The following is a 23,805-nucleotide window of genomic DNA, read 5'->3' on the forward strand; positions in this document are numbered from 1 at the left end:
TATGCCTTAGCACATAAATATGTTAGGGTGAATATTTTAATATTATAAGTCTTTAACGAGGGGTAGCGTCAAACAAAAATATGAAGATTCCCTAAAAATTGGTAATCACAGGTAGTAGCTGTCAAAAACAGAAAGCAAAAATAGCAGATAGACGTAGTTATTGAAAATAATTACTGAGTTTTAATGGGAAAAAAGGCATACTTCACAATTGGGGGAGGGAAAATGAAAGACAGCAGTTCTTACGCAAATAAAATAATAATTTTCAAAAAGGATACAACGCCTTTGCAAAGATTTGAAATATATAAAAAGTACGGATTAAGCGTAGGAAAAAACTTTAAAAGATTAAAAGTGGCACTTTGCTATGCAAAAGAAGCGGAAATTTTCGGGTTATTGAACGAAGAACCTTGGATTGAAGCTATAGAAGAGGACATAAATTTTGAACTTCAAGTTATACCGGATTCCATAAAAGCCTATTCTTTAAGGGGTCAGGAAATTCCATGGGGTGTTAAAAAATTAAAAGCCCCCGAATGCTGGGATGATTTTTGCGGTGACATGGTAAAAGTGGGTGTTATAGATACAGGAGTGGATACTGAGCATCCCGATTTGCGGGAGAATATTAAAGAGGTTTATGGCGCGTTTAAAAAAAATATGATCGAAGACGATAACGGGCATGGTTCCCATGTAAGCGGAATAATTGCAGCTATAAATAACGATATAGGTGTTGTAGGGGTGGCTCCCTGCGCAAAAATTTTTTCGGTAAAAGCCTTCGACAAAAACGGGAACGGACAGCTTTCGGGGATTTTGGAAGCCTTTGAGTGGTGTATAAATTCCAAGGTGGATGTAATAAATATGAGCTTTGGTATACCTAACGAAAGCTTAGCATTAAAGAGGGCAATTAAAGAGGCATATAAGGAAAACATTGTGCTTGTAGCTGCTGCCGGGAATTCGGGACAGAAAGACAGCGTGCTTTTTCCTGCTAAATACGAAGAGGTTATTGCAGTTACCGCATGTGATAAGAGAGGAAAATTTGCTAAATTTTCAAGTCAGGGAAGGGAAGTGGACTTTATAGCACCGGGTGTCGATATATTATCCTGTTATTACAATGGTAGTTACAGCTTAATGAGCGGGACTTCTATGGCCTGCCCCCATGTATCGGGAGCTGTGGCTTTAATATTGAGTAAAAAACATTTAAAGCCATCTGAGGTGAAAGAAGTCCTTTCAAACTCTGCAAGGGATTTAGGATATCCCCGGGAAAAACAGGGAGCAGGTTTTATAGATGTAAAAAGGGCTTTATCAATATTAGATTAGGAGGGATTTTATGAATTTCGAAGAACTGCAAAAAATTCTTGCATCAACGGGCTTAGATGCTGAGGCAATTTCAAAAGCCATGTCAAATTTCGGTATTACTCCCAATAATATGGAAAAAGCGCAGGAATTGCTGGAGCAATTCGGCATAAAAGATATTGACCAAGAAAGTATTGAAAATATGGTGAAATCCTTTGCCGAAATTTTACCGTCGGAAATAAAAAAACAGGTTTGCCAATTAGCTTTTGAGTTTGAAAAACTCTACCCCGATATGCCTATACCCGAAGAAATGAAAAAAATGCTCGAAAGCTGGAATTAACAAAATTAATAGAGCCCTGGCCTATTGAGCCAGGGCTTCATTTATGCATTAATTATAAAATGTTAAAGAAACAACAGCAGCAGAGGAAGCAAATTAATATTATGAATATGAGCAAGCAGATCCACCACCACCAATTGCAAGAACCGCTCCTGGTGATTTCTGTCATTATGGTTTACCCCCTTTTTGTGTTATTCTAATTTTATAATATGCGATAAGGGGGAAAGTGTGAAATTTTAGTGTTTATTCTTTATAATAGAAAAAGGCTTTTTCTAAATTATTCTTTTTTAAGTTTATTCCCAAATATTTTGTTGCCGTTTCGGGTATAATATATGCCTTGCCATTTTTAACAATCAGGTTTATTTTATGATTTAATGGAGAACCGTTTAGAACTGCAAATCCATCGGGATGATATATATTTAAGGTATTATCACCTTTTTTTAGTATAATGCTTTTATTTTGAGTGTCCCATATAGTTTCTACGCCCAGAGGAGCAAAAAAAGCTTTGGCGGCAACAAAGTTTGCATTTCCTTTTGAAAAGGATTCTATTATATAGGACTTTATTTGTTCCTTTTCATTGATAATTAACCGGGCTACATTGGGGTAACGGGGTATTATATTAATATTTTTAATACTTCCCTTTAACATGGCTGAAAAAATTTCCTTTGATGTATTTGGGGACACTATAATCCTTTTGAGTAAAAAAGGATCGGAGCTCTTGTAAATCGTGCCATCTTTAAGGTTGACGGTGAATCCGAGTTTATAATATTTTTTGGAAATTTCTAATGCGATTTTATTGTAATGACCGTAAGGAAAGGCGATAGCTCTCGGCTTAGGAAGGCCTATTTCTTCAAAAACTCCGTTTAATTCTTCAAAATCTTTAGCGATTTCTTCCTTGCTACTTAAGGTAAGAATGGATTTTTTATCAACTAATCTATGCATGTTAAAAGTATGAGAACCAAATTCGAAGACTCCGCTTTTTTGCATCTCTAAGATTTGTTTAACATTTAAATGTTTAAACTTAGTTATTACTTTTGAGTTTTCATCCTTTTTTATGCTGGAACCTATTAAAAAAACAACCGCTTTAAAACCGTATTTTTTTAATATTGGATATGCGATTTTGTATACTGATTCGTAACCATCGTCAAAGGTTATTAATACCGTTTTTTCTGGTAAGGGTATTTTATTGTAAAGATATTCTTCGATTTCAGATAAAGATGCGGTATGGTAGTCGTTCTCAAAAAGGTATTTCATCTGGGATTCGAATTCTTCTTTTGTTATTATTGCTTTTGTGGTGGAAAAATTTAACAAGGGTTCATCGGTGATATGATGATAACAAAGCACTGTGACGTGAGAGGGTGAATTTGTCAGTTCTATAATGGGAAACACGGTGGTAATAAGGGAAGACATATATAAAGATAAAATAAAAACATTAGAGATTATTAATTTAAACAGTCTTTTTTTCATTTCATTTCCTCCAAAGGAGTAAGTTTTAATGATATAATTTGCTATATAAATAGTTTTAAATATAATATATATTAAGTATATCATACGTAACTTTGTGCCTCAATACCGCCTGCCGGGAGATGGCACGTAAAAAAAGGCGGACTAAAAATATCCCGGTTATCCGAACAATTTCCTTTTATAAAAGTTCGGGTATTGTTGGGAATTTACAATTTATGAGCGACAAAAAAGAGAGTTTAAAAGTGGCTTTAATACAATTGCAAATAGAAGATGGAAGGGTTGAGAATAATATAAATAGAGTTTTGAATAAAATAAAGGAAGCTTTGGACCATAACAAAAATATAGATGTTGTGGTTTTGCCTGAAATGTGGAATACAGGATACGACTTGAAAAATCTTAATAATATTGCTGATGAAGAAGGAAAACCTTCTATAGAAAAGCTAAAGGAATTGGCTAAAAATTATGCTGTGAATATTGTTGCTGGCTCCATTGCAGATAAACGGGAAGAGGAAGGCAGTAAAAAGATTTATAATTCTTCTTATATAATAAATCGCTTCGGCGAAGTTATGGCAAGATACGATAAAGTGCACCTTTTCAGGCTTATGAATGAAGATAAATATCTTGCATCAGGAAGTAAAATAGCTACCTTTGAAATTGACGGAATAAAATGTGGCGTAATTATTTGCTATGATCTTCGTTTCCCGGAATTTATTAGAAAAATAGCCCTCGAAGGTATAAAGGTGCTTTTTGTTCCTGCTCAATGGCCCATGCCCCGGGACAAACACTGGAGGCTATTAAATGTTGTAAGGGCAATAGAAAATCAGATTTACGTAATAGGTGTAAACAGGGCAGGTAAGCAGGGGAATGTGATTTTTCCGGGAGCATCTTTGATTGTTGACCCGTGGGGCGAAGTAGAGGTTGAGCTTGAGGACAAAGAGTGTGTTTTTTGCCATACTATTAACCTCGGTAAGATAGAGAAAGTAAGAAGATACCTTCCGGTTTATGAAGACCGAAGGCCGGATTTATATTAATAAAAAGGAGGCGGTTTAATGAAATGCCATACCATAATGGGCATCTTGATTGACAACAGAAATGCTTGTGCACCGAAGGTCCAAGAAATATTGACAAAATATGGATGCAACATTAAAGCTAGATTAGGGCTGCATGAAGTTGATGAGAAACAGTGCTACGACGAGGGGCTAATAATACTTCAGCTTTGCGGCAGTGATGAGGAAATTGAAAACCTTCAAAAAGAGCTTAATTCTCTTGAACGGGTAAAAGCAAAGAAATTCGTTCTTTCCTTTGATGAGGAGAATTAAACAAAATAAAGGATATTGTGTGCCGGGAAATACTCCCGGATTTTTTCTTCAAAGAAGTTTTTCAATTCCTCCATTTTTTCCTTGGGATAAAGGTATTTTCCGTAACCGAACTGTCCGAATTTGAAAATCCTTTCCCCTTCTTCTAAAGGTAATTTGGTCCGCGGGAAAACCTCCAAAATGTTCTTCTTTGCCCTTGCTGTAAATCTATAAGTAATAAGCTCAAATTCAATAGTTTTATTGTAGTTTTGAAAGCACTTGGCTAATTTGAAAAGCATTTTATCATATTCGTATTCCCAACCGGGATAGTGAAAAATGGGTCCTATCATGAACCCCAGTTTGTAATCTGCTTTTGCAACCTTTAAGGCAGCATTAATCCTCCCATCTAAAGATGGAGTTTTATGTTCAAACTGTTTTATAATACTTTCGGAATTTATACTGAAGCGTATCGTTGTTTTCTGATTATGTTCAACATCAAGTAAGGAATCTACATTTGAAAATTTGGTTACAAACCTGAAATACCCGTATCCCTCCTTGCTGAAAAATTCAATGGTTTTCTTAAGGGAATCGGTGTAGGGTTCAACAGGGAGGGGGTCCGAAGTGGCAGACCCTTCAAAAAAAGTAATTTCAGGAACCCTTTTTTCAATATATTTTTTTGCTTTTTTAAGGATTTCCTCAATGTTTACATAAACCCTTATATAGGGTTTTTTGCCAAGTGTGGTATTTAAATAACAGTATTCGCACTCTCCTACACAGCTTGTTACAAGGGGAAGTTGAAAATGGGCGGATGGCTTGCAGCTTTCAAAATCAAGGGTACGGCGAATTCCGACCACTAAAGTCCTTTTTGCCTCAAAGAATGCCTCCTGAGGTGTTTTCCCGGGGATTCCCGTTATCCTATTATGAGACCCTATTATTTCGGTATCAACACCGAGTTCCTGCATCTTTAAATAAATTTTTTTCCCCATAGGGTAGTCTAATGCTTCTTTTTCAAAAAATGCCCTTTTAGGAATAAATACGTACATAGGTATCCCTCCATAAGTATTTTTCCCTTTTCTTTATTGAGTGTTTCAGTTAATATTGTCTTTAAGGGAGGTATATTTACTATGAAGGAAAAACTGAGAAAGATATCAACGAACCTGTACGAGTTTGAAAATGAAGAAAATAAAATAAAAATAAATGTGTATTTAAGTGAAAGGCTTTTCAATGATTTTGTAGAGGATGAATCTTTAAAGCAGCTTTACAATGCTTCCATGTTGAAAGGAGTTGTAAGCCCTGTAATAGGGATGCCTGACATCCATACGGGTTTTGGGCTCCCCATAGGGGGTGTGATGGCAACCGACTGGGAAGAAGGTGTGGTGTCTGCCGGAGCGGTGGGGATGGACATTAACTGCGGGGTGAGGTTGATTACTACAAATATTCCTGCGGAGGAATTGACAAGAGAACGTTTAAAAAAAATATTGGAATTAATTTCGGAATACGTGCCTTCAGGAGTAGGCAAATCCAGTGCAATAAAGGCTTTTAGAAAACCGGATTTGGAAGCAATAGCTTCGGTGGGTGTCAAACATTTCATCGATGCGGGGTTTGGGCGAAAGGAAGATCTTTTTAGGATTGAAGATAATGGATGCATAACCTTTGCGGATGCGAATTGTGTGCCTAAAACTGCAAGGGAAAGAGCGGATCAACTCTGCACAATAGGAGGAGGCAACCATTTTATTGAAATAGGAAAAATCAGTAATATCTTTGATGAAAAAACCGCCGAATACTTTGGATTGAAAAAGGGCTTTGTTTATGTGCTTATACATACAGGTAGCAGGGGATTGGGTCACCAGATATGCACCGATTTTTCTAAAAGAATGTGGGAAAATCAGGATAAAAATGGAACGAAAGCTCCGGTTAAAGGACTTGCCTGCGCACCCATTCATTCGGAGGACGGGCAAAAATACTTGGGTGCAATGGGGGCTGCTGCGAATTACGCTTTTTGCAACAGGCAGCTAATAACTTATTTTATAAGGGAGGCTTTTTGCAAAGTTTTTAAAAAAGATGAAAAGGAATTAGGGCTCAACATTTTATACGATGTTGCCCATAATATTGCAAAAAAAGAAAAACACAATGGGAGATGGCTTTTGGTCCATAGAAAGGGAGCCACAAGGGCATTGCCCGCTGGCCATCCGGATAATCCTTTGATTTTTAAAGAAACCGGACATCCAGCAATAATTCCCGGAAGCATGGGAACGGCGTCTTATGTACTTATAGGACTGAAAGCTATTAGTGCGACTTTCAATTCGGTAAATCACGGTGCAGGCAGGGTAATGTCACGAAAAAAAGCAAAGGAGGAATTTACAAAAGAAGAGCTTTTAAAACAGCTTGATAATGTCTATATAGCTTCAAAGGACTTAAAGGCCCTTCTTGATGAAGCGCCGCTGGCATATAAGGATATAGATGAGGTGGTAAATACCCTTGTGGAAGCGGGACTTACACAACCTATTGTGAGGTTAAAGCCAATGGGAGTACTCAAAGGGGAAGGAGAAGAATCATAGGATTTTTTTAATTTTTTTATAATTAAAGAAGGTTTATAAAAAAAATCATAGAAATATAATATAAGGATAAAAATATATAATTAAATTAGAATTTTCGGAGGTGATATATTGATGAAGACAAAAAAAATCGTTGTGCTTGGAGGAGGATTTGGGGGGTTAACTGCTGCACTTACACTTAATAAGCTTTTTAAAAAAAGTAAGGATGTAGAGCTTTACCTTATTAACCGATCGAAAGACCAGATTTACTTAACTCAGCTTCACGAAGTAGCGGGAAGGAGAATAAAGCCAGAGGGTGTATGTTATCCTTTAGATATTGCCCTTGAAGAAACAAAGGTAGAACTCATCATTGACGATATAAAGGACTTTGACCTCAACAATAGGCTGTTAATAGGAGAAAAGGGCGAATATTATTTTGATTACCTCCTTTTAGCCTGTGGAAGTGAGCCGGAATTCTTTAACATCCCCGGAATGAAGGAAAATTCTTTCACATTGTGGTCCTACGAAGATGCAGTAAAGATAAGGCAGCATATTGAAGAAATGTTTGAAAGGGCAAAAGAAGAAAAGGATTTAGACAAAAGAAGGGAATTATTGACCTTTGTGGTAGGTGGCGGAGGATTTACCGGTATTGAAATGATCGGTGAACTTGTTGAATGGGTTGAAGAATTATCAAAAAAAGGTGAAATAAGGAAAGAAGAAGTATCTTTAATAGTTGTTGAAGCCCTTCCCAAAATTTTACCCAATCTCGACGAATCATTGATTAACGTATCCAAAAATTATCTTGAAAGACACAATGTAAGAATTCTCACTAATTCCCCTATTGTAAAGGTTGAAGAAGACAAGGTGGTTTTAAAAACCGGGGAAGAGATAAAAACCCGCACCCTTATATGGACGGGAGGAGTAAGGGGAAGCAGCATTGCATCGAAACTTGGATTGCAGACGGGTGGAAGAGGAAGAATTGTCGTAAACGAATTTATGGAAACAAGTGAAAAGGGCATCTACGCTATAGGTGATGTTGCTTTTTACACCGATGAAAAAAAGAACGTGATGCCTGCTTTGGTAGAATCTGCTATGCAGTCAGGACAATGTGCTGCTTACAACATTTACGCAGATATTACCGGTAAGAGTAAAAAGCCTTTGAAGCTTAACCTCCACGGCAATATGGTTTCTCTCGGAGAAAAATACTGCGTGGCTCAAGTTATGGGGATGAAACTCACTGGATTCCCAGCAAAATTCATAAAGCATGCGGCAGATATGCACTATCTATACCTTGTCGGGGGATTCGGCTTTGTCAAGGAATACTTTAGAAAGCAGTTTTTTGAAAAACTAAGGGATAGGTCTTATATAATCGAGAATGTGACTGTTAACACAAGTTTAATCTGGCTTGCGATTTTAAGGATATACTTGGGTTACAGATGGCTTATGTCGGGAATAGAAAAGGTGCATGCGGGCTGGCTTTCCGAAGGTACAAAACTTGTAGCCGGAGCTTCTACAAGTCCCATAGGACCCAATACTCCTGAGTGGTATGCCCATTTTGTAGAAAAATTTATTTTTCCTCATGCATTGTTTTTCCAGACGGTTATTACGCTTTCAGAGCTTACCATCGGTGTCTGCTTAATTTTGGGCTTATTTACAAGCCTTGCAGCCTTGGGTTCCTTATTTATGCTGCTTAATTTTATGATTTCTGGCTCGGGAGATATGTGGTTCTTTATGGTATCCCTTGCGGTGCTCTTCTCGGGAGCGGGGCATTCCTTCGGTATCGATAAATATTTGATTCCAGCCCTAATAAAATTCGGTAAAAGGGTATTAAGGGGAGGAAAGCCTACATCAAAAGGTGCGCTCTATAGAGGAAAGGGCAATGAATTCAAGGGCACTTTTAACGGATAAATTTTCGACTTGAGACAAATTACTAATGGACCTATCCAAGAATTTTTTGGCAATTTGTTTTGAGTAGTCAATGGCACCCGATTCACGCACAATTTTTACAATTTGGGAAGAAGAATCCTTTCCGCTTTTTATATCTTCAATCAATTCCAAAAGCACCTTATTATAATCAGGCAATGATATTGCGTAAAGAAGGGGTAAGGTTATTACCCCTTCTTTTATGTCATTTCCAGGGCTTTTACCGAGCACTTCCATTTGTCCTGTAAAATCCAAGATGTCATCAATTATTTGGAAGGCCATACCGAAATTTATCCCATAGTTTTTCAAAGCGGTTATTGTTTCATTTTTTGAGCTGGAAATTATTGCTCCCACCTCACAGCTCAGTCCAAAAAGCAGAGCTGTTTTTTTCTTAACCCTTTTTAAGTAATCGGCAAAGGAAATTATTTTAAAATTCTGCTCTTTTTGCTTTATTTCTCCTATAACCATTTTTTCCAATACCCTTGAAAATCTATTTATAATGTCGAAGTCCTTTATGGAGTTTAAAAAATTAAAGGCTTTAATAAGAACATAATCGCCTGCATAAACAGCGGCATCTTTTCCGAAAAGGGATTGAAGGGTAGGCAATCCCCTTCTAAGCTTGGAATCATCCACAATATCGTCGTGAATAAGGGTAGCAGAGTGTATTAGTTCTACTGCGCAGGCAAGATTTATGGCTTTGACTTTGTCGTAATTTTTTCCGCATTTTGCACAAAGGAGCAGAAGAATAGGCCTTAACCTTTTTCCCCCGTTTAAAACGGTATTTTTTACTGCTTCAGAAATGAGGCCGAAATTAGCGCTGAATTGTTTTTTTAGCAAAGAATCCATTTCTTTAATTTCATCTTGAATAATATCAATGGCGAAATATGACATATAAAAACCTCTCTTTTAAATTAAAATTAATCCATATTGAAATAGTTTATCATAAAAAAGTCATAAAAAATCAACTTTGAAATAGTTTTTAAAAAAATTGAAGGCATAGGTTATATGCCTTCAATTTACTTACTAAATACAATTAATCTTAATTTTTAAAAATTTATTTTGCAAAGGACAACGCTTCTGAAACCAATGTCTTGAATTTTTCTGTAGTATGGGTTGCACCTGTCACCTTATCAACAGCAGCGGGATCTTGTTTTTCGATTAAGGATTTGCTTAATGATTCATACGCTTTTGTCGGGGTCATTTTTGTTTGTGCTTCCATATTCTTTGCGTAATCCGCGTTGGAGAGCTTGTAATTGGTGTTGTCATCCTTATTTATTTCATCCCAAAATACGGAGGAAATCTTTCCATCTTTTACAATTACTGCAACCATTGCCTTCCAGCCGTGGTCATCAAATTCTTTTTCTATAGCCTTGTAGAGCCCATCTTTGTATTGTCCTTGTGAGGTTACAGGATTCTTTAGAGCTTCGGCAACGATAGTTTTAAAATCTTGAACGGTGTGGGTTGCACCGGTTACCGCATCCACTTCATCGACTTTTTGTTTTGATATCAATGAATTTGCTAAAGCTGTAGCTGCATCAAGAGGTGTAGTATTAGTTTTTGCCTTCATATTTTTTGCATATTCGGCATCAAAGGTCTTAAGTTTTCCATCTTTGTTTATGTAGTCGAAAAATACATTGGTAATTTTCCCATCTTTAACAATAACCGTAGCCATTGGTTTCCAGCCGTGATCATCAAAATCCTTTGCTTCAGCATAGTATACCCCGTCTTTTAATGTTTCCTGAGAAGGTTGAGCTTGCTGTTGCTCTTGTGGTTGCTGCTGTTGTTGCTGTTGCTGCTGCTGGCTTTGATTGGAAGAAGAACAGCCTGCAAGCAACATTGCAACAAGTAAAACACATACAACTGCAGCTATAATTTTTTTCATAAAATGACCCCCTTAATTCTATCTATTTATATATTTGAAAATTATTTTATGTTATTAATATATTATACAAAAAATAGAAAAATCCTTCTTTATCCAACCAAAAATTATTTTTTATAATCACAATCACAAATTGTCGTATTTAGATATATTTAGAAAGTAGCGAAGCTATAATAAGTGTAAGGCCGGTGAGCTGATAGATTTGAACGGTCAGCGCATTGGCTTCAATAAACCTTGGTATATCGTTTAAATTATTTTTTGCAATTTTTACAGCTTTAATTGAATTCGGAATGGTAATCAAAGGGAGTAAGAACAAAAATTTTTTTGAATAGACTGCAAGTAAAAGGTCGGCAATGTAAGCCATCGCAAAAAGTAGTGCATAAACCTTTATAGAGCGTTCTTTACCCAGTCTCACTACCCAATTTTTCTTATTTCCTTTTTTATCGGCTTCATAGTCCGGAAATTGGTTGACCCATAGGACGTTTGCAATTAAAAATCCTAATATTGTAGATGCAATGATGGCTTCTTTTGAGATATTATGAGCTAATACCAAATACATTCCGCAAAGAACAAGGGGACCGAAGGTGATACCTACTGCCAATTCACCGAGACCTCTGTAGCATAGCATAAAGGGTGGCAAACTGTAAAAAACCGCCAATGCCATGCCTAAAAGCCCTATATAAAATACCTTAGGTTCCCTAAGAAATGAAATAAATATCCCTATCGCAGCAGCTGCCGAAAGGGTATAAATTGCGATTTTCTTTGCGTCTTCTACTGTTAAGAGGCCGTCGACTATAGTCTTTTTACCACCACTAAAGGGAGTCCTTTCATCTGGTGCAATAAAAGTATCAACGCCCGATTTATAGTCTACAACTTCGTTTACTGCATTTTTCCCTATTTCGATTAAATACACCCCCACTGAGCCCAACAAAAACCAAAAAAGGTTAAACTTATTCTCCATACCATAGGATAGTGCAGCAGCTACGAGCATAGGTACCGTGGAAGCAATCCATATTTTTGGGTCAGCCAACTGCCAGAAGCCCTTCCAAAAATTTGGGTTTTTTATAACAAAAACCCCCTTTCCAATTTATTATTTACTTTTAAAATACTTTACTTTAACAAATAGTGTCAAAGGAGAAAATCGGGAATGGGATATAAATAACAATAAAATTCTTCAAATTGGTTTGATTTATATTGTTTTATAGCAATATTATGATTATTTCCTTTAAACGCGTTTATTTAAATTTTTGTATCTAAATTTTATTGAATACAAAAAAACAAAATAGTGTATCACAATATATCAAAAATATAATAAAAATAAAAAATATTGACGAAAAAGAGGTATTTTAAAAATTTTATCGAATTAAAAAAAATAGATATTAAATTATTAATCAAAAAATAAAAATAGAGGAGGTTGCGAAGCATGAAAAAAAGTATTGCTTTAATTGTAGCCTTCTTCCTGGTTGCTTCTTTAATCCTACAGGGATGTTCGCAGCAAGCACAAAAGCCCGCAGAGCAGCAGGAAATAAAAATAGGAGCCATTCTTCCTTTGACGGGTTCCGCGGCAGCTACAGGTGTAAAGTTGAAGTATGCCATTGAAACAGCGGAAGAAATAATCAACGGGGAACATCCGGAAATCAACATGGAACTTGCAAAATCAGCGGGACTCCCCAATTTAAAAGGCGCAAAAGTCAAATTCATTTTTGCTGACCATCAGGCAAACCCTGAAATTGCAAAATCGGAAGCGGAAAGGCTGATTCAAAACGAAAAGGTTGTAGGATTAATCGGATGCTACCACAGCTCCGCAACAAAACCGGCAAGTCAGGTTGCAGAAAGGTTCCAGATACCTTTCGTAGCGGGTTCGTCAAGCTCGGCAGCTTTAACCGAAAGAGGTTTAAAGTGGTTTACGAGAATTGCTCCTCACGATGGAATGGAAACAAAATTCTTCTTTGACTATTTAAAATACTTAAACGAAAAATTCAACGCGGGCATCAAAAAGATAGCTGTTGTTTATATAGACAATGAATACGGCGTTCACGCCTTCCAGATGGTGCAAAAGACAATAGAAAACTATAAAAATGATGGATTTGAACTTGTGCTTGATGTAAAATACCCGGCAAATGTATCTAACGTAGATACAGAAGTACAGAAGATAAAAGCGGCAGCTCCAGATGCTATATTCCATGCTTCCTATATCGGAGACATGACTATGTTCGTTAAAAAGTACAAGGAATTAAATGTAGTTCCCAAAGTAGTTCTTTCATACTGCGGCGGTTATCAGGATCCGCAATTTGTAAAGAACCTCGGCAAGGACGCGGATTATTTTGAAGGGCCCAACGCTACTACCTCTGCACTATTCAGCAAAATGCCCGACTTAGCCAAGATAAACGAGATTTATAAGAAAAAGTCTGGAGTAGATATTGACGGTCCTACATTGGAAGACTTTGCATCGGCTATGGTGATTGCGGAAGCCATAAACAAGGCAGGTACTACGGATCCAGCAAAGGTTATGGAAGTTTTAAAGAACACCGAATTTAGCGCACCGTATTTTGTATCGGGTAAAATAAAGTTTGGCGAAGACGGACAGAATATATATTCCGCTTCGGTTATGACTCAGATTCAAAACGGAATATATGAAGCCGTTTGGCCGGAGAATTTCCAGACAAAACCGCCAATTCCTGCTTTCCCCGAATGGAGTAAGAGATAAAAATAAAGTGTAGAGAGGGGGCTTTAAAAGCCCCCTTAAAGTTAATCCTGAAAGGAGATGGATATGCTGGGTCAGGTGATAATAAGCGGTGTTTTGATAGGATTTGTATATTCTCTCGTGGCAGTAGGATTGACCTTGATATGGGGTGTTATGGATATAATAAATTTTGCTCATGGTGAATTCTTGATGATTTCTATGTATACTGCTTTTTGGATGTATGCCCTCTTTAAATTAGACCCTCTTTTAACCCTTCCCATAGCTTCCTTCTTTATTTTTGTTATAAGTTTTTTAACATATAAATTGATAATTAAAAAGGTTTTAGATGCTCCCGGTTTAACAGCCCTGCTTGCTACATTTGGACTTAGTTTATTCATAAGAAACTTGGCTCAATTTTTATGGACACCTAATTACAGGTTCATTACCGAATCTTTTGTAGCTGACAAAAAAGTCGCTATGGGCCCTGTTATAATAGGAATGCCTCAATTAGTTGCGGCATTTGGCAGTATTTTGATGACAGTAATAATTTTTTATTTTGTAAAAAAGACCAAAATGGGTATGGCAATTCAGGCAACGGCCCTTGACAGGGATACGGCAAAACTCATGGGAATTGATACCGAAAAGGTGTATGCCGTTACTTTTGGCATATCCGGTATTTGCGTGGGAGTAGCAGGAACGCTCCTTTCTACCTTTTTTCCGGTCTATCCTGAAGCGGGTGCGCTATACAGCCTCCTTGCTTTTGTGATAGTTGCCTTTGGAGGTTTTGGCAATATTCAAGGGGCGCTGCTTGGTGGTATAATAGTGGGGCTTGCGGAGAGTTTGGGAGGATTTTTTCTTGGGACTCAATTTAAATATGCTGTTGTATTCCTGCTTTACCTTTTGGTGCTTCAATTCAGGCCAAAGGGTTTATTCGGATGGTAATACGGGAAGGGCTGGTGGTAAGATATGAAAAAGCCAAAAATTAATACTTTGATGGTAATTCTTCTTTCAATTTTGATACTACCTTTTATATATACCAACAACAACTTCCGCCATATCTTAATTTTGTTTTTGATTTTTGCAGGATTGGGTGAAGCGTGGAATATAATCACCGGTTTTGCAGGTCAGACATCTTTCGGACATGCTGCATTCTTTGGTATAGGGGCTTATACATCTACAGTGCTCTTTTATAAATTTCACATATCTCCGTGGTTCGGCATGATAATGGGTGCGTTTTTAGCAGCAATTATTTCAGCATTGGTGAGTTATCCGTGCTTCAAGTTAAAAGGCCATTATTTTGCTATAGCGACCCTCGCTATAGCGGAAATCATAAAACAGATTTTTGTCAGTTGGGATTATGTGGAAGGAGCTACGGGAATTTCCATACCCATTGTGGAAGAAGGGATTTATAATTTCCAATTTCACTCGTCAAAAATACCCTACTTTCTAATAGCCTATATCCTCTTCTTAGCGGTGGTGTATACTGCAAAGGCAATAGAAAAAAACAGGATGGGTTATTATTTAAAGGCTATCAGGGATAGTCATGAAGCTGCTGAAGCTTTGGGTATAAATACGACGATTTACAAACTTTATGCTATGATGATAAGTGCAGCGTTTACCGCGAGTTTGGGAACTCTTTACGCTCAGTATATATTGTATATTGACCCCTTTATGGTATTTCCCCTCGAAATTTCTATGAAAATAGTTTTACTTACCGTATTGGGAGGTATCGGCAGCATTTATGGCCCTATAATAGGTGCGGCAGTGTTAATTCCTTTATCGGAGTATACGCGTATAATATTGGGTGGTACCGGTAAGGGGATAGACCTCATCATTTTCGGAGCTTTGATAGTAATAATAGCCTGTTATGAACCCAACGGTATAATAGGTATTTTGAAGCAAAAAAGGAAAAAGGGGGAGCCCATCCATGCAAAAGCAAAAGCTTTGTCTTGAAAATATAACCATGAAGTTCGGAAACCTCATAGCTAATGAGGACATAAGTTTTGTAGTCAATGAGGGTGAAATAGTAAGTCTAATTGGTCCTAACGGAGCGGGGAAGACCACACTCTTTAACTGCATCACTGGATTTTATAAGCCCTTTTCGGGAAAAGTTTTTTTCGAGGGTACCGAAATCACCGGTTGGCCTCCCCACAGGATTACCGCATTAGGTTTGACGAGGACCTTTCAAATTGTTAAACCTTTGAAGGAAATGACGGTAAGGGATAATGTTTTAACCGGAGCATTCTTAAGGGCGAAAAACAGGAAGGAAGCGGAAGAAATCGCCGATGAAGTATTACATTTTACGCAGCTTTATGAAAAAAGGGATTTACTTGCATCGAGCTTGACCATTGTTGATAAAAAAAGATTGGAACTTGCAAGAATTCTTGCTACGAAACCCAAGATGGTCATGCTCGATGAGGTTATGGCAGGCCTTAATACAACGGAAATAAAACAGGCAGTGGATATGTGTTTGAAACTGCGGGAAAGCGGTATTACTTTACTGATTGTGGAGCATATAATGGAAGCTATTATGCCGATATCCGACCGGGTGATAGTATTAAATGCTGGTAAAAAGATTGCTGAGGGACCTCCTCAAGAAATCATCAATAATGAGGATGTAATAAAAGCGTATTTGGGGGAAAGATATCATGCTAAAAGTAAAAAATCTTAATGTGGGCTATGATAATGTCCCTGTAATTTTTGATGTATCCTTTGAGGTAAAGGAAAAAGAATTGGTCTCAATTGTTGGGTCAAACGGTGCAGGGAAAACTACGATATTGAAGACAATTTCAGGGCTCTTAAAACCCTTTTCCGGGGAAATAGAGTTTATGGGGAAAAGGATTGATACCTTGCCTGCTCATGAAATAGTAAAGTTAGGGATTGCACATGTGCCGGAAGGCAGAAGGGTCTTTGGGAAGATGAGCGTTCTCGATAATCTTTTACTTGGAGCGTACACTATTTCAGACAATAAATTAGTAAAGAAAACCCTAAATGAAGTATATGAAATATTCCCAAGGTTGAAAGAAAGGGAAAATCAAAAAGCCGAGACCCTTTCTGGCGGAGAACAGCAGATGCTCGCAATTGCAAGAAGTCTTATGTCGAGGCCCAAAATTTTGCTTGTTGATGAAATGTCCTTAGGATTAATGCCCATCCTTGTGGATAAGGTTTTGGAAATCCTAAAATCCATATCCGAGGCGGGAATGACAATACTTCTTGTAGAGCAGAAGGTCCAGGAAGCCCTTGAAATGGCAGATAGAGGATATATTTTACAAACGGGAAGGATAGTGGCGGAAGGCACCGGAAGGGAACTTTTGGAAAGTGAAATGGTAAAAAAAGCATATATGGGCATGTAAGCTACTCCCCGGAAGGGGTGTTTTTTTTATGTTTTTTTATAAATGTTGTTATTTTTGCAGGAATTTTATGTAATTTTGTAGAATACATAGAAGTACTAAATGGAGGGATGGTATGTCGAAGGAAAGGGAAGAAATTAAGCAATACGAGGATGTTATTAAAAAAATAAAGGATGTTATTTCGGTAAAAATTAATACTTCTCCTGATGGAAGTATTTCCGAAATACACGTCCTTGCAAATTCCAATAGAAGTCCTAAACAGATAGTAAGGGACATCGAATCGGCATTGATTGCGTGTTTTGGTTCTAACATTGACCATAAAAAGATAAGTGTTGCCCAATTGGGAGAAGAATCTGGCAACAAATACCTTTTAAGGTTGAAAGTAAACGGTATAGAAGTCAAAAAATCCGGGATTACATACGAGGTAATGGTCAGTTTATTAGGGCCGGAAAATAATATTTATGAAGGCAGGGCATTAGGAGGAGGAAGTCTTAATAATTTAATGAAACTTTCTGCCCAAGCCACATTAGAAGCTGTCCATAAATTTTTGAACAGGGAATATGTTTTTAACTTAGAAGAAGTATTATCTTATAAAATTTCAGATAAAGAAGCCGTTGCTGTACTTGTTTCAAGTTCTGTTAATGGACACGAAGAGTATTTTTTAGGTTCTTCGCTTCTCAAACAGGACAAGCCCGAATGTACTGCACGAGCAACCCTTGATGCTATAAACAGGAGATTGACAGTTATTACTTCAGAAAATTGCGAATAAAAGGGCCGACAGTAATTTATAGCGAAGCGGGGGGTTATAGCCTGCTCTAATAGCGGAAGGAGCAGAGTCCGTTTTTTAGGAGGAGGCTATAATAATGAGAATTAACGATACCCTTGTTAAGATTATCCTTGCCCTTTTCGCCCTGGTTTTAGCCGGCGGCGCCAATTTAAAATTTGGGCCATAAATGATTTTAACTGTCGGCCCTTTTATTTTAAATTAATAAATTTTGCAGGTGATGCAGGTGCGAAAACAGGAGATATCAAAATCTTTTTTTATATTTTTTATATTTCTTTTAATTTTAGCATTATATTTTATTATAGATTCCGCAAGCTTTTTTTTAACAAGCTTTTTTTTAATGAATAAAGAAGTTAAATTTACATCCTTCTTGTTTTTTTCATTTTTATTAATTTTGAGCGAACAGCTTCCCGTATCCCTTCCAGACCATACGGAAATTACTGTGGGTTTTGCTATAAATATAGCTTCAATACTATTATTTGGTTATAAATTCAGTGTGATGATGGTTTTAGTATCCGAAATAATAACTGAGATCATAAGGCGAAAAGTGATGACTTTTTATAAGTCTGCTACAAATATATGTATATGCATATTGATGGTTGGAATTTCTGGGCTAATTTATGAAAAATTGGGAGGGAATATTGGCAATATTTGGAGCTATTATAATTTTATTAAGATAATTTTACTAATAACTATATATTTTATAATAAATACAAGTCTAGTCTTAACAGGAATTTACCTTTTAGGCTCTAAATCGGTATTGTATAATTATATCAATATCTTCATAAAGCTTATTCCGAATTACTTTTCCCTGGGTTTCCTCGGAGTTCTATTGGCCATAATTTATACTAACATAGGTATATTGGGAGTTATTTTGTTTTTAATTCCTCTTTTGGTGGCAAGGCATTCCTTTAAGCTCTATATGGATATGAGAAAAACCTATTTGGAGACCATCCAAGCCCTTGCAAATGCCCTTGAGGCAAAAGACCCTTACACACGGGGGCACTCGGAAAGGGTGGCTAAATTTGCGGTTGCAATAGCAGAGGAGTTGAATTTAAACCAGGACTTAATACAGAATCTAAATTACGCTGCTTTACTCCACGACATAGGAAAAATCGGAATACCGGAAATAATACTGAACAAGCCGGGAAAACTTTCCGATGAAGAATTTGCGAAAATAAAAGAACATCCCGTGAAGGGGGCGAGCATAACAAAAAATGTTGATTTTCTATCCCAAGCATCCCTTTTCATCCTGCACCATCACGAAAGGTTAAACGGAAGCGGTTACCCTTCTGGATTAAAAGGGGCTGAAATCCCCCTCGGAGCGGCAATTATAGCGGTAGCGGATGTATACGATGCCTTGACCACAGATAGACCCTATCGAAGGGCACTGAGTCCAAAAGATGCACTGAAGGAAATTGAAGATAACGTAGGAGTATTATTCAGAGAAGATATGGTAAAAGCTTTGAAGGTAGTGCTCGAAAAAGAAGGTGCATTAAAAGGAGGGTAAAATATGCTGGTTGATGTAATGATAATATCAGTAATAATTGGACTTTTGAGAAAGGGAAGTTTTTCTAATCTCGCAAAATTGCCCCTTAAAAACCTTCATTTAATATTCCTTTCCTTTATGATCAGGTACATTCCTTTTTTTCTAAAGGGCAGCCTTCATATTTTTGCAGTAAAATACAATATTTTTTTTGTATTAGTTTCCTACGGACTGCTAATGTACGCCATTACCTCCAACTTTCATTTAAGTCCCATGAAACCTGCCTTTTTTGGCGTTTTATTAAATGCTTTGGTTATTGTTGCCAATGGTGGGAAGATGCCCGTTTCAATAAAAGCTTTGGAAACAGCAGGGCTGAACTACCTAAAACCGCTTCTTTTCAGTTCCGATTACCTTTATCATACGGTGATGGATGCCTCTACCAAATTAGGCTTTTTAGGGGATATAATTCCCCTCCCGCCTCCCTATCCGCGCCCACGCGTTGTGAGCATCGGCGATATAATTCTTGGAATAGGTATATTTTGGTTGATCCAGTTAGGAATGTTGAAAAAGCACCTTTTAAGTGATAAAATTTAATAGATAAATTGAAAAGGGAACCTAAAAGAGGTTCCTTATATTTTTAGGTTTTCTACCTTACAGGAGGAATATTAAAATGCTGGAATTTTTTAAAAAAATTTTTGGGAATACCAATGAAAAGGAAATCAAAAAATTAATGCCTATTGTTGAAAGGGTTAACGATTGGGAGCCCAAAATCAGGGTTCTTTCCGATATAGAATTATCATCAAAAACTCAAGAATTTAAGGAAAGGCTTTCCAGAGGAGAAACTTTGGATGACCTTTTGCCGGAAGCTTTTGCGGTTGTAAGGGAGGCAGCAAAAAGGACCCTTGGAATGCGCCCCTTTGATGTCCAAGTGTTAGGAGCAATAGTTCTCCATCAAGGAAGAATTGCTGAGATGAAAACAGGAGAAGGCAAAACCCTTGTAGCAACCATGCCTGCTTATTTAAATGCCCTGACGGGCAAAGGGGTACATGTCGTGACCGTAAACGATTATTTGGCAAAACGCGATAGCGAGTGGATGGGCAAAGTCTACAGGTTTTTAGGTCTTGAAGTGGGGCTAATAGTTCACGGATTGGATTTTGAACAGAGAAAAAAGGCTTATAATGCGGATATCACCTATGGAACCAATAATGAGTTCGGTTTTGACTACTTAAGGGACAATATGGTGCTTTATAAAGAGCACATGGTACAAAGGGAATTAAATTATGCGATAATTGATGAGGTCGACAGCATCCTTATAGATGAGGCCCGAACCCCTTTAATAATTTCTGGACAGTCGGAGGAATCTACTGATATATACTACAAATTCGCAAAATTTGTGCCAAGGCTGAAACAGGGTGAAGATTTTATTGTTGACGAAAAGGCGCATACTGTAATTCCCACCGAGAGCGGTATAAAAAAGGCAGAAGATTTTTTAGGGGTGGAAAATTTATACGATGAAGAAAATGTTGAGCTTTTGCATCATTTCCACCAAGCGTTGAAAGCTCATTATTTAATGAAAAGGGATAGGGATTATGTTGTAAAGGATGGTCAGGTCATCATTGTTGACGAATTCACGGGAAGGCTTATGTTCGGAAGGCGTTACAGCGAGGGTTTGCACCAAGCGATAGAAGCAAAGGAAGGCGTAAAAGTGGAAAGGGAGAGCAAAACCCTTGCTATGATAACCTTCCAAAACTATTTCAGAATGTATAAAAAACTTGCAGGCATGACCGGTACCGCTGCTACAGAAGAGGAAGAATTTAGAAAAATTTACGGTTTGGATGTGGTAGTGATACCTACCAACAAGCCTATGATTAGGATAGATTATCCAGACGTGGTATATAAAACCGAAAAGGCTAAGTTTGAAGCAGTTGTTAGGGAAATAGAAGAGTGCTATAAAATAGGAAGACCGGTCCTTGTTGGCACAGTATCCATAGAAAAATCCGAAAAGCTCAGCGAAATGTTGAAGAAAAAGGGTATACCCCACCAGGTTTTAAATGCAAAATACCACGAAAAGGAAGCAGAAATAATTGCTAAAGCCGGGCAAAAGGGTGCAGTGACGATTGCAACAAATATGGCAGGTAGAGGTACAGATATTGTATTGGGAGAAGGGGTTGCTGAGCTGGGAGGGCTTCATGTAATAGGCACTGAAAGGCATGAGGCAAGGAGGATTGACAATCAGCTTAGGGGACGCTCCGGCAGGCAGGGGGACCCGGGCTCTTCGAGGTTTTTCGTTTCTTTAGAAGACGATTTGATGAGGTTATTTGGCTCAGACAATGTAAAAGGTCTTATGGATAGATTAGGAATTGAAGACGATCAGCCTATTGAACATCCGCTGATTACGAAGGCTATTGAAAACGCGCAGAAAAAGGTAGAGGCTAAAAACTTTGATATAAGAAAGCACCTTTTAGAATACGACGATGTGATGAACAAACAAAGGGAAATCATCTATGCTGAGAGAAGAAAGATTTTGGAAGGGGAAAATTTAAAGGAAAATATATTAAACATGATGGAGGATGTTGTAGAAGAAATCCTTAATATCTACGCTGGTAAAGAGATTCACCCTGAAGAGTGGGATTTAAAAGGGCTGTCGGAATATTTTTATGATATTTTCATGATAAAGGTGGATTTTTCCAATTACAACGTCGAAGAGAAAACAAGAGAGGATATAAAAGAAGAGCTAATTTCCCTACTGAAAAGGGCCTATGAAAAGAAGGAAGAGGAGATAGGGAGCGAAACACTCAGAGAGTTAGAAAAGGTTGTAATGCTTAAAGTGGTTGACCAAAAGTGGATGGATCATATTGATGCTATGGATCAGCTGAGGCAGGGAATTGGACTTAGGGCTTACGGGCAGAGAGACCCACTTGTTGAATATAAAATTGAAGGTTTCGAAATGTTTCAGGAAATGATTAAAAATATAAAAGAGGACACTTTGAGGTATCTATTCAGAATAAGAGTGAGTGCAATGCCTAAGAGGAAAGAAGTTGCAAGGAATGTCACTTATTTTCACGGGGATGAAGGCGAAAAGAAAATGCCGGTAAGAAAGGGAAAGAAAGTAGGAAGAAACGATCCTTGCCCCTGTGGAAGCGGAAAAAAATACAAAAAATGCTGCGGCAGGTTTGAATCTTAAAAGGAGGTATTTGTGATGCTTGATGAACTCAAAAGCCAATTAAAGGATTATGAAGAGCTGTTCAAAGAGATGAGGGATGCTCTTTGAAATTGATGCTGTTAAAGAGGAGATAAAGGTTTTAGAGGAAAAAACCTATAAACCAGATTTTTGGGATGATCCGCAAAAGGCTCAGGAGATAATGCAGAGGTTGAACCTTTTAAAAGAAAAAGTAGAAAATTACGAGACACTTTACAAGGAGTACCAAGATTTGCTGGCCTTAATTGAACTTGCAGAGGATGAAGCGGATGAGGAAGTGGTAAGGGAAATCCAGAAAGATGCAGAAAGATTTAAAAGGGATTTTGAGAAACTCCGATTAAAATCCCTATTGAGGGGCAAATACGACAAAAATAACGCTATACTTTCCCTGCATGCAGGTGCAGGAGGTACTGAGGCACAGGATTGGGTAGAAATGCTCTTGAGGATGTACACCCGTTGGGCTGAGGATAAGGGCTACAAGGTTAAGGTGCTTGATATCCTTCCCGGTGAGGAAGCGGGGATAAAGAGCGCAACAATTCTCGTAGAAGGCCCTTATGCTTACGGATACTTAAAATCCGAGAGCGGAGTCCACAGGTTGGTGAGGATTTCTCCCTTCGATGCAGCTGGAAGAAGGCATACATCCTTTGCATCGGTAGATGTTATTCCCGAAATTGAGGATGACATTGAAATCGAAATAAAACCGGAAGATATAAAGATAGAAACCTTTAGAGCCGGTGGGGCAGGCGGGCAATACGTAAACAAGACGGAATCAGCGGTGAGGATTATACACATTCCAACGGGGATTGTAGTGACCTGCCAAAATGAACGTTCTCAGCAGAGCAACCGCAATACCGCTATGAAGCTTTTAAAAGCAAAGCTCTTCAACCTTTACATGGAGGAACAGCAAAAAAAGATAAACGAGCTAAGAGGGGAACAAAAAGAGATTGCATGGGGAAGCCAAATAAGGTCTTATGTGTTTCATCCTTACAGCCTTGTAAAAGACCATAGAACCAACGTGGAAGTAGGGAATGTACAAGCTGTAATGGATGGAGAAATAGATGATTTTATAATTGCCTATTTAAAAATGAAGAAACAATAAAATAAAATATATTAAAATGGGGGATACCGGATGAAGAAAAAAACTTTATTTGCCCTTTCTTTTTTTATTGTTTTAATTTTTGCAATTATTGCAAAAGGTGCAGTAGACGATCCCGGTACAGAAGCTGACCCTTTGGTTACAAAAAGTTATGTGGATTCGGCAATAGATGATATTAGGAATTATATAGAAACCAAATTTATAAAAAGCGACTCTTTTGTTGTTGTAAGTCTTTGCAGTGGAGAAACATTAGTAGGTGACATGGGGACTGAAATTATTTTAAGAAGCGGTGTGGGAGTTGTCTACAGCATGCATGGAGGGGGGATCTCGGATATAACCGATGGGAAGGATTTAAAAAAGGGAGAAAAGATTTTAGCCAATCACCTTTTGATTATACCAAGGGATGACAACAGAGGGGTTTATGCAAAAACCAATTTAGTTCTTATGGTAAAGGGAAGCTATCAGATCATAAAAAAATAGGGTTCTGAAGG

22 protein-coding genes are annotated in these 23,805 nt (G+C 37.6%); 17 read left to right on the top strand and 5 right to left on the bottom strand.

All coding sequences use genetic code 11. From position 1 onward, the window contains the following. Nucleotides 1-222: 222 nt before the first annotated feature. Together ACPLVF_RS05020 and ACPLVF_RS05025 are read left to right on the top strand one after the other, a co-directional pair. Complete coding sequence (locus ACPLVF_RS05020; protein WP_424906733.1) at nt 223-1,308, top strand: S8 family peptidase; 1,086 nt, start codon at nt 223-225, stop codon at nt 1,306-1,308. 10 nt (nt 1,309-1,318) lie between these two features. Beyond that, on the top strand, nt 1,319-1,624 hold the full coding sequence (locus ACPLVF_RS05025; protein WP_424906734.1) for a hypothetical protein: 306 nt from the start codon (nt 1,319-1,321) through the stop codon (nt 1,622-1,624). Nucleotides 1,625-1,864: 240 nt separating this feature from the next. Here ACPLVF_RS05025 and ACPLVF_RS05030 read toward each other — a convergent pair whose 3' ends face one another. Beyond that, nucleotides 1,865-3,088, bottom strand: a complete 1,224-nt coding sequence (locus ACPLVF_RS05030) for a polysaccharide deacetylase family protein (RefSeq protein ID WP_424906735.1) — start codon at nt 3,086-3,088, stop codon at nt 1,865-1,867. A 212-nt stretch (nt 3,089-3,300) separates the two neighbouring features. Here ACPLVF_RS05030 and ACPLVF_RS05035 point away from each other — a divergent pair, with 212 nt between their 5' ends. Both ACPLVF_RS05035 and ACPLVF_RS05040 read left to right on the top strand, forming a co-directional pair. Next, the gene (locus ACPLVF_RS05035) at nt 3,301-4,116 is read left to right on the top strand and encodes a carbon-nitrogen family hydrolase (RefSeq protein WP_424906736.1); all 816 of its coding nucleotides are present in this window, start codon (nt 3,301-3,303) and stop codon (nt 4,114-4,116) included. 18 nt (nt 4,117-4,134) lie between these two features. Then, nucleotides 4,135-4,404 (top strand): hypothetical protein, encoded by a 270-nt coding sequence (locus ACPLVF_RS05040; protein WP_424906737.1) that lies wholly within the window; start codon nt 4,135-4,137, stop codon nt 4,402-4,404. Here ACPLVF_RS05040 and splB read toward each other — a convergent pair. Further along, nucleotides 4,401-5,423, bottom strand: coding sequence for a spore photoproduct lyase (gene splB / locus ACPLVF_RS05045; protein WP_424906738.1), 1,023 nt, complete (start codon nt 5,421-5,423; stop codon nt 4,401-4,403). The two genes, ACPLVF_RS05040 and splB, sit on opposite strands and share 4 nt — an antisense overlap. A gap of 81 nt (nt 5,424-5,504) precedes the next feature. Between splB and ACPLVF_RS05050 the strand changes: the two genes are divergently transcribed. Beyond that, nucleotides 5,505-6,938, top strand: coding sequence for an RtcB family protein (locus ACPLVF_RS05050; protein ID WP_424906739.1), 1,434 nt, complete (start codon nt 5,505-5,507; stop codon nt 6,936-6,938). 111 nt (nt 6,939-7,049) lie between these two features. After that, nucleotides 7,050-8,822 carry an FAD-dependent oxidoreductase gene (locus ACPLVF_RS05055; protein WP_424906740.1) on the top strand — a complete coding sequence of 591 codons (1,773 nt, stop codon included), beginning with the start codon at nt 7,050-7,052 and terminating at the stop codon, nt 8,820-8,822. On the opposite strand, the gene ACPLVF_RS05060 is transcribed toward ACPLVF_RS05055, so the two are convergent. The 3 genes from ACPLVF_RS05060 to ACPLVF_RS05070 form a co-directional block, all read right to left on the bottom strand. After that, nucleotides 8,763-9,728 (bottom strand): polyprenyl synthetase family protein, encoded by a 966-nt coding sequence (locus ACPLVF_RS05060; RefSeq protein WP_424906741.1) that lies wholly within the window; start codon nt 9,726-9,728, stop codon nt 8,763-8,765. The two genes, ACPLVF_RS05055 and ACPLVF_RS05060, sit on opposite strands and share 60 nt — an antisense overlap. A 163-nt stretch (nt 9,729-9,891) precedes the next feature. Then, on the bottom strand, nt 9,892-10,719 hold the full coding sequence (locus ACPLVF_RS05065) for an FMN-binding protein (RefSeq protein ID WP_424906742.1): 828 nt from the start codon (nt 10,717-10,719) through the stop codon (nt 9,892-9,894). Between the two features lie 139 nt (nt 10,720-10,858). After that, on the bottom strand, nt 10,859-11,707 hold the full coding sequence (locus ACPLVF_RS05070) for a prenyltransferase (RefSeq protein ID WP_424906780.1): 849 nt from the start codon (nt 11,705-11,707) through the stop codon (nt 10,859-10,861). Nucleotides 11,708-12,139: 432 nt separating this feature from the next. On the opposite strand from ACPLVF_RS05070, the gene ACPLVF_RS05075 reads away from it, so the two are divergent. The 11 genes from ACPLVF_RS05075 to ACPLVF_RS05125 all read left to right on the top strand — a co-directional run bounded on the left by ACPLVF_RS05075 (nt 12,140) and on the right by ACPLVF_RS05125 (nt 23,794). After that, nucleotides 12,140-13,423, top strand: coding sequence for an ABC transporter substrate-binding protein (locus ACPLVF_RS05075; RefSeq protein WP_424906743.1), 1,284 nt, complete (start codon nt 12,140-12,142; stop codon nt 13,421-13,423). Nucleotides 13,424-13,486: 63 nt separating this feature from the next. Then, entirely contained in the window at nt 13,487-14,341 is an 855-nt protein-coding gene (locus tag ACPLVF_RS05080; protein WP_424906744.1) for a branched-chain amino acid ABC transporter permease, read from the top strand. A gap of 24 nt (nt 14,342-14,365) precedes the next feature. Further along, the gene (locus tag ACPLVF_RS05085; RefSeq protein WP_424906745.1) at nt 14,366-15,352 is read left to right on the top strand and encodes a branched-chain amino acid ABC transporter permease; all 987 of its coding nucleotides are present in this window, start codon (nt 14,366-14,368) and stop codon (nt 15,350-15,352) included. After that, nucleotides 15,327-16,070, top strand: coding sequence for an ABC transporter ATP-binding protein (locus ACPLVF_RS05090; RefSeq protein WP_424906746.1), 744 nt, complete (start codon nt 15,327-15,329; stop codon nt 16,068-16,070). Before ACPLVF_RS05085 ends, ACPLVF_RS05090 begins: the two co-directional genes overlap by 26 nt. Then, nucleotides 16,048-16,752, top strand: a complete 705-nt coding sequence (locus tag ACPLVF_RS05095) for an ABC transporter ATP-binding protein (protein ID WP_424906747.1) — start codon at nt 16,048-16,050, stop codon at nt 16,750-16,752. Before ACPLVF_RS05090 ends, ACPLVF_RS05095 begins: the two co-directional genes overlap by 23 nt. Nucleotides 16,753-16,864: 112 nt before the next feature. Beyond that, nucleotides 16,865-17,518, top strand: a complete 654-nt coding sequence (locus ACPLVF_RS05100) for a hypothetical protein (RefSeq protein WP_424906748.1) — start codon at nt 16,865-16,867, stop codon at nt 17,516-17,518. A 355-nt stretch (nt 17,519-17,873) separates the two neighbouring features. Beyond that, on the top strand, nt 17,874-19,043 hold the full coding sequence (locus tag ACPLVF_RS05105; RefSeq protein ID WP_424906749.1) for an HD-GYP domain-containing protein: 1,170 nt from the start codon (nt 17,874-17,876) through the stop codon (nt 19,041-19,043). Between the two features lie 3 nt (nt 19,044-19,046). Next, entirely contained in the window at nt 19,047-19,613 is a 567-nt protein-coding gene (locus tag ACPLVF_RS05110) for a DUF5317 domain-containing protein (RefSeq protein ID WP_424906750.1), read from the top strand. Nucleotides 19,614-19,689: 76 nt separating this feature from the next. After that, a complete protein-coding gene (gene secA / locus ACPLVF_RS05115) occupies nt 19,690-22,203 on the top strand; it encodes a preprotein translocase subunit SecA (protein ID WP_424906751.1) in 2,514 nt (837 codons plus the stop codon). 15 nt (nt 22,204-22,218) lie between these two features. Continuing rightward, nucleotides 22,219-23,317, top strand: a protein-coding gene (gene prfB / locus ACPLVF_RS05120; RefSeq protein ID WP_424906752.1) for a peptide chain release factor 2 whose coding sequence is annotated in 2 segments (ribosomal slippage) — nt 22,219-22,278 and nt 22,280-23,317 — 1,098 coding nt in all. Because the reading frame shifts where the segments join, the coding sequence is not laid out codon by codon here. Between the two features lie 30 nt (nt 23,318-23,347). Next, a complete protein-coding gene (locus ACPLVF_RS05125; protein ID WP_424906753.1) occupies nt 23,348-23,794 on the top strand; it encodes a hypothetical protein in 447 nt (148 codons plus the stop codon). Nucleotides 23,795-23,805 lie beyond the last annotated feature (11 nt).

This window comes from Thermovenabulum sp., assembly GCF_049701175.1.
Taxonomy (GTDB): domain Bacteria; phylum Bacillota; class Thermosediminibacteria; order Thermosediminibacterales; family Thermosediminibacteraceae; genus Thermovenabulum.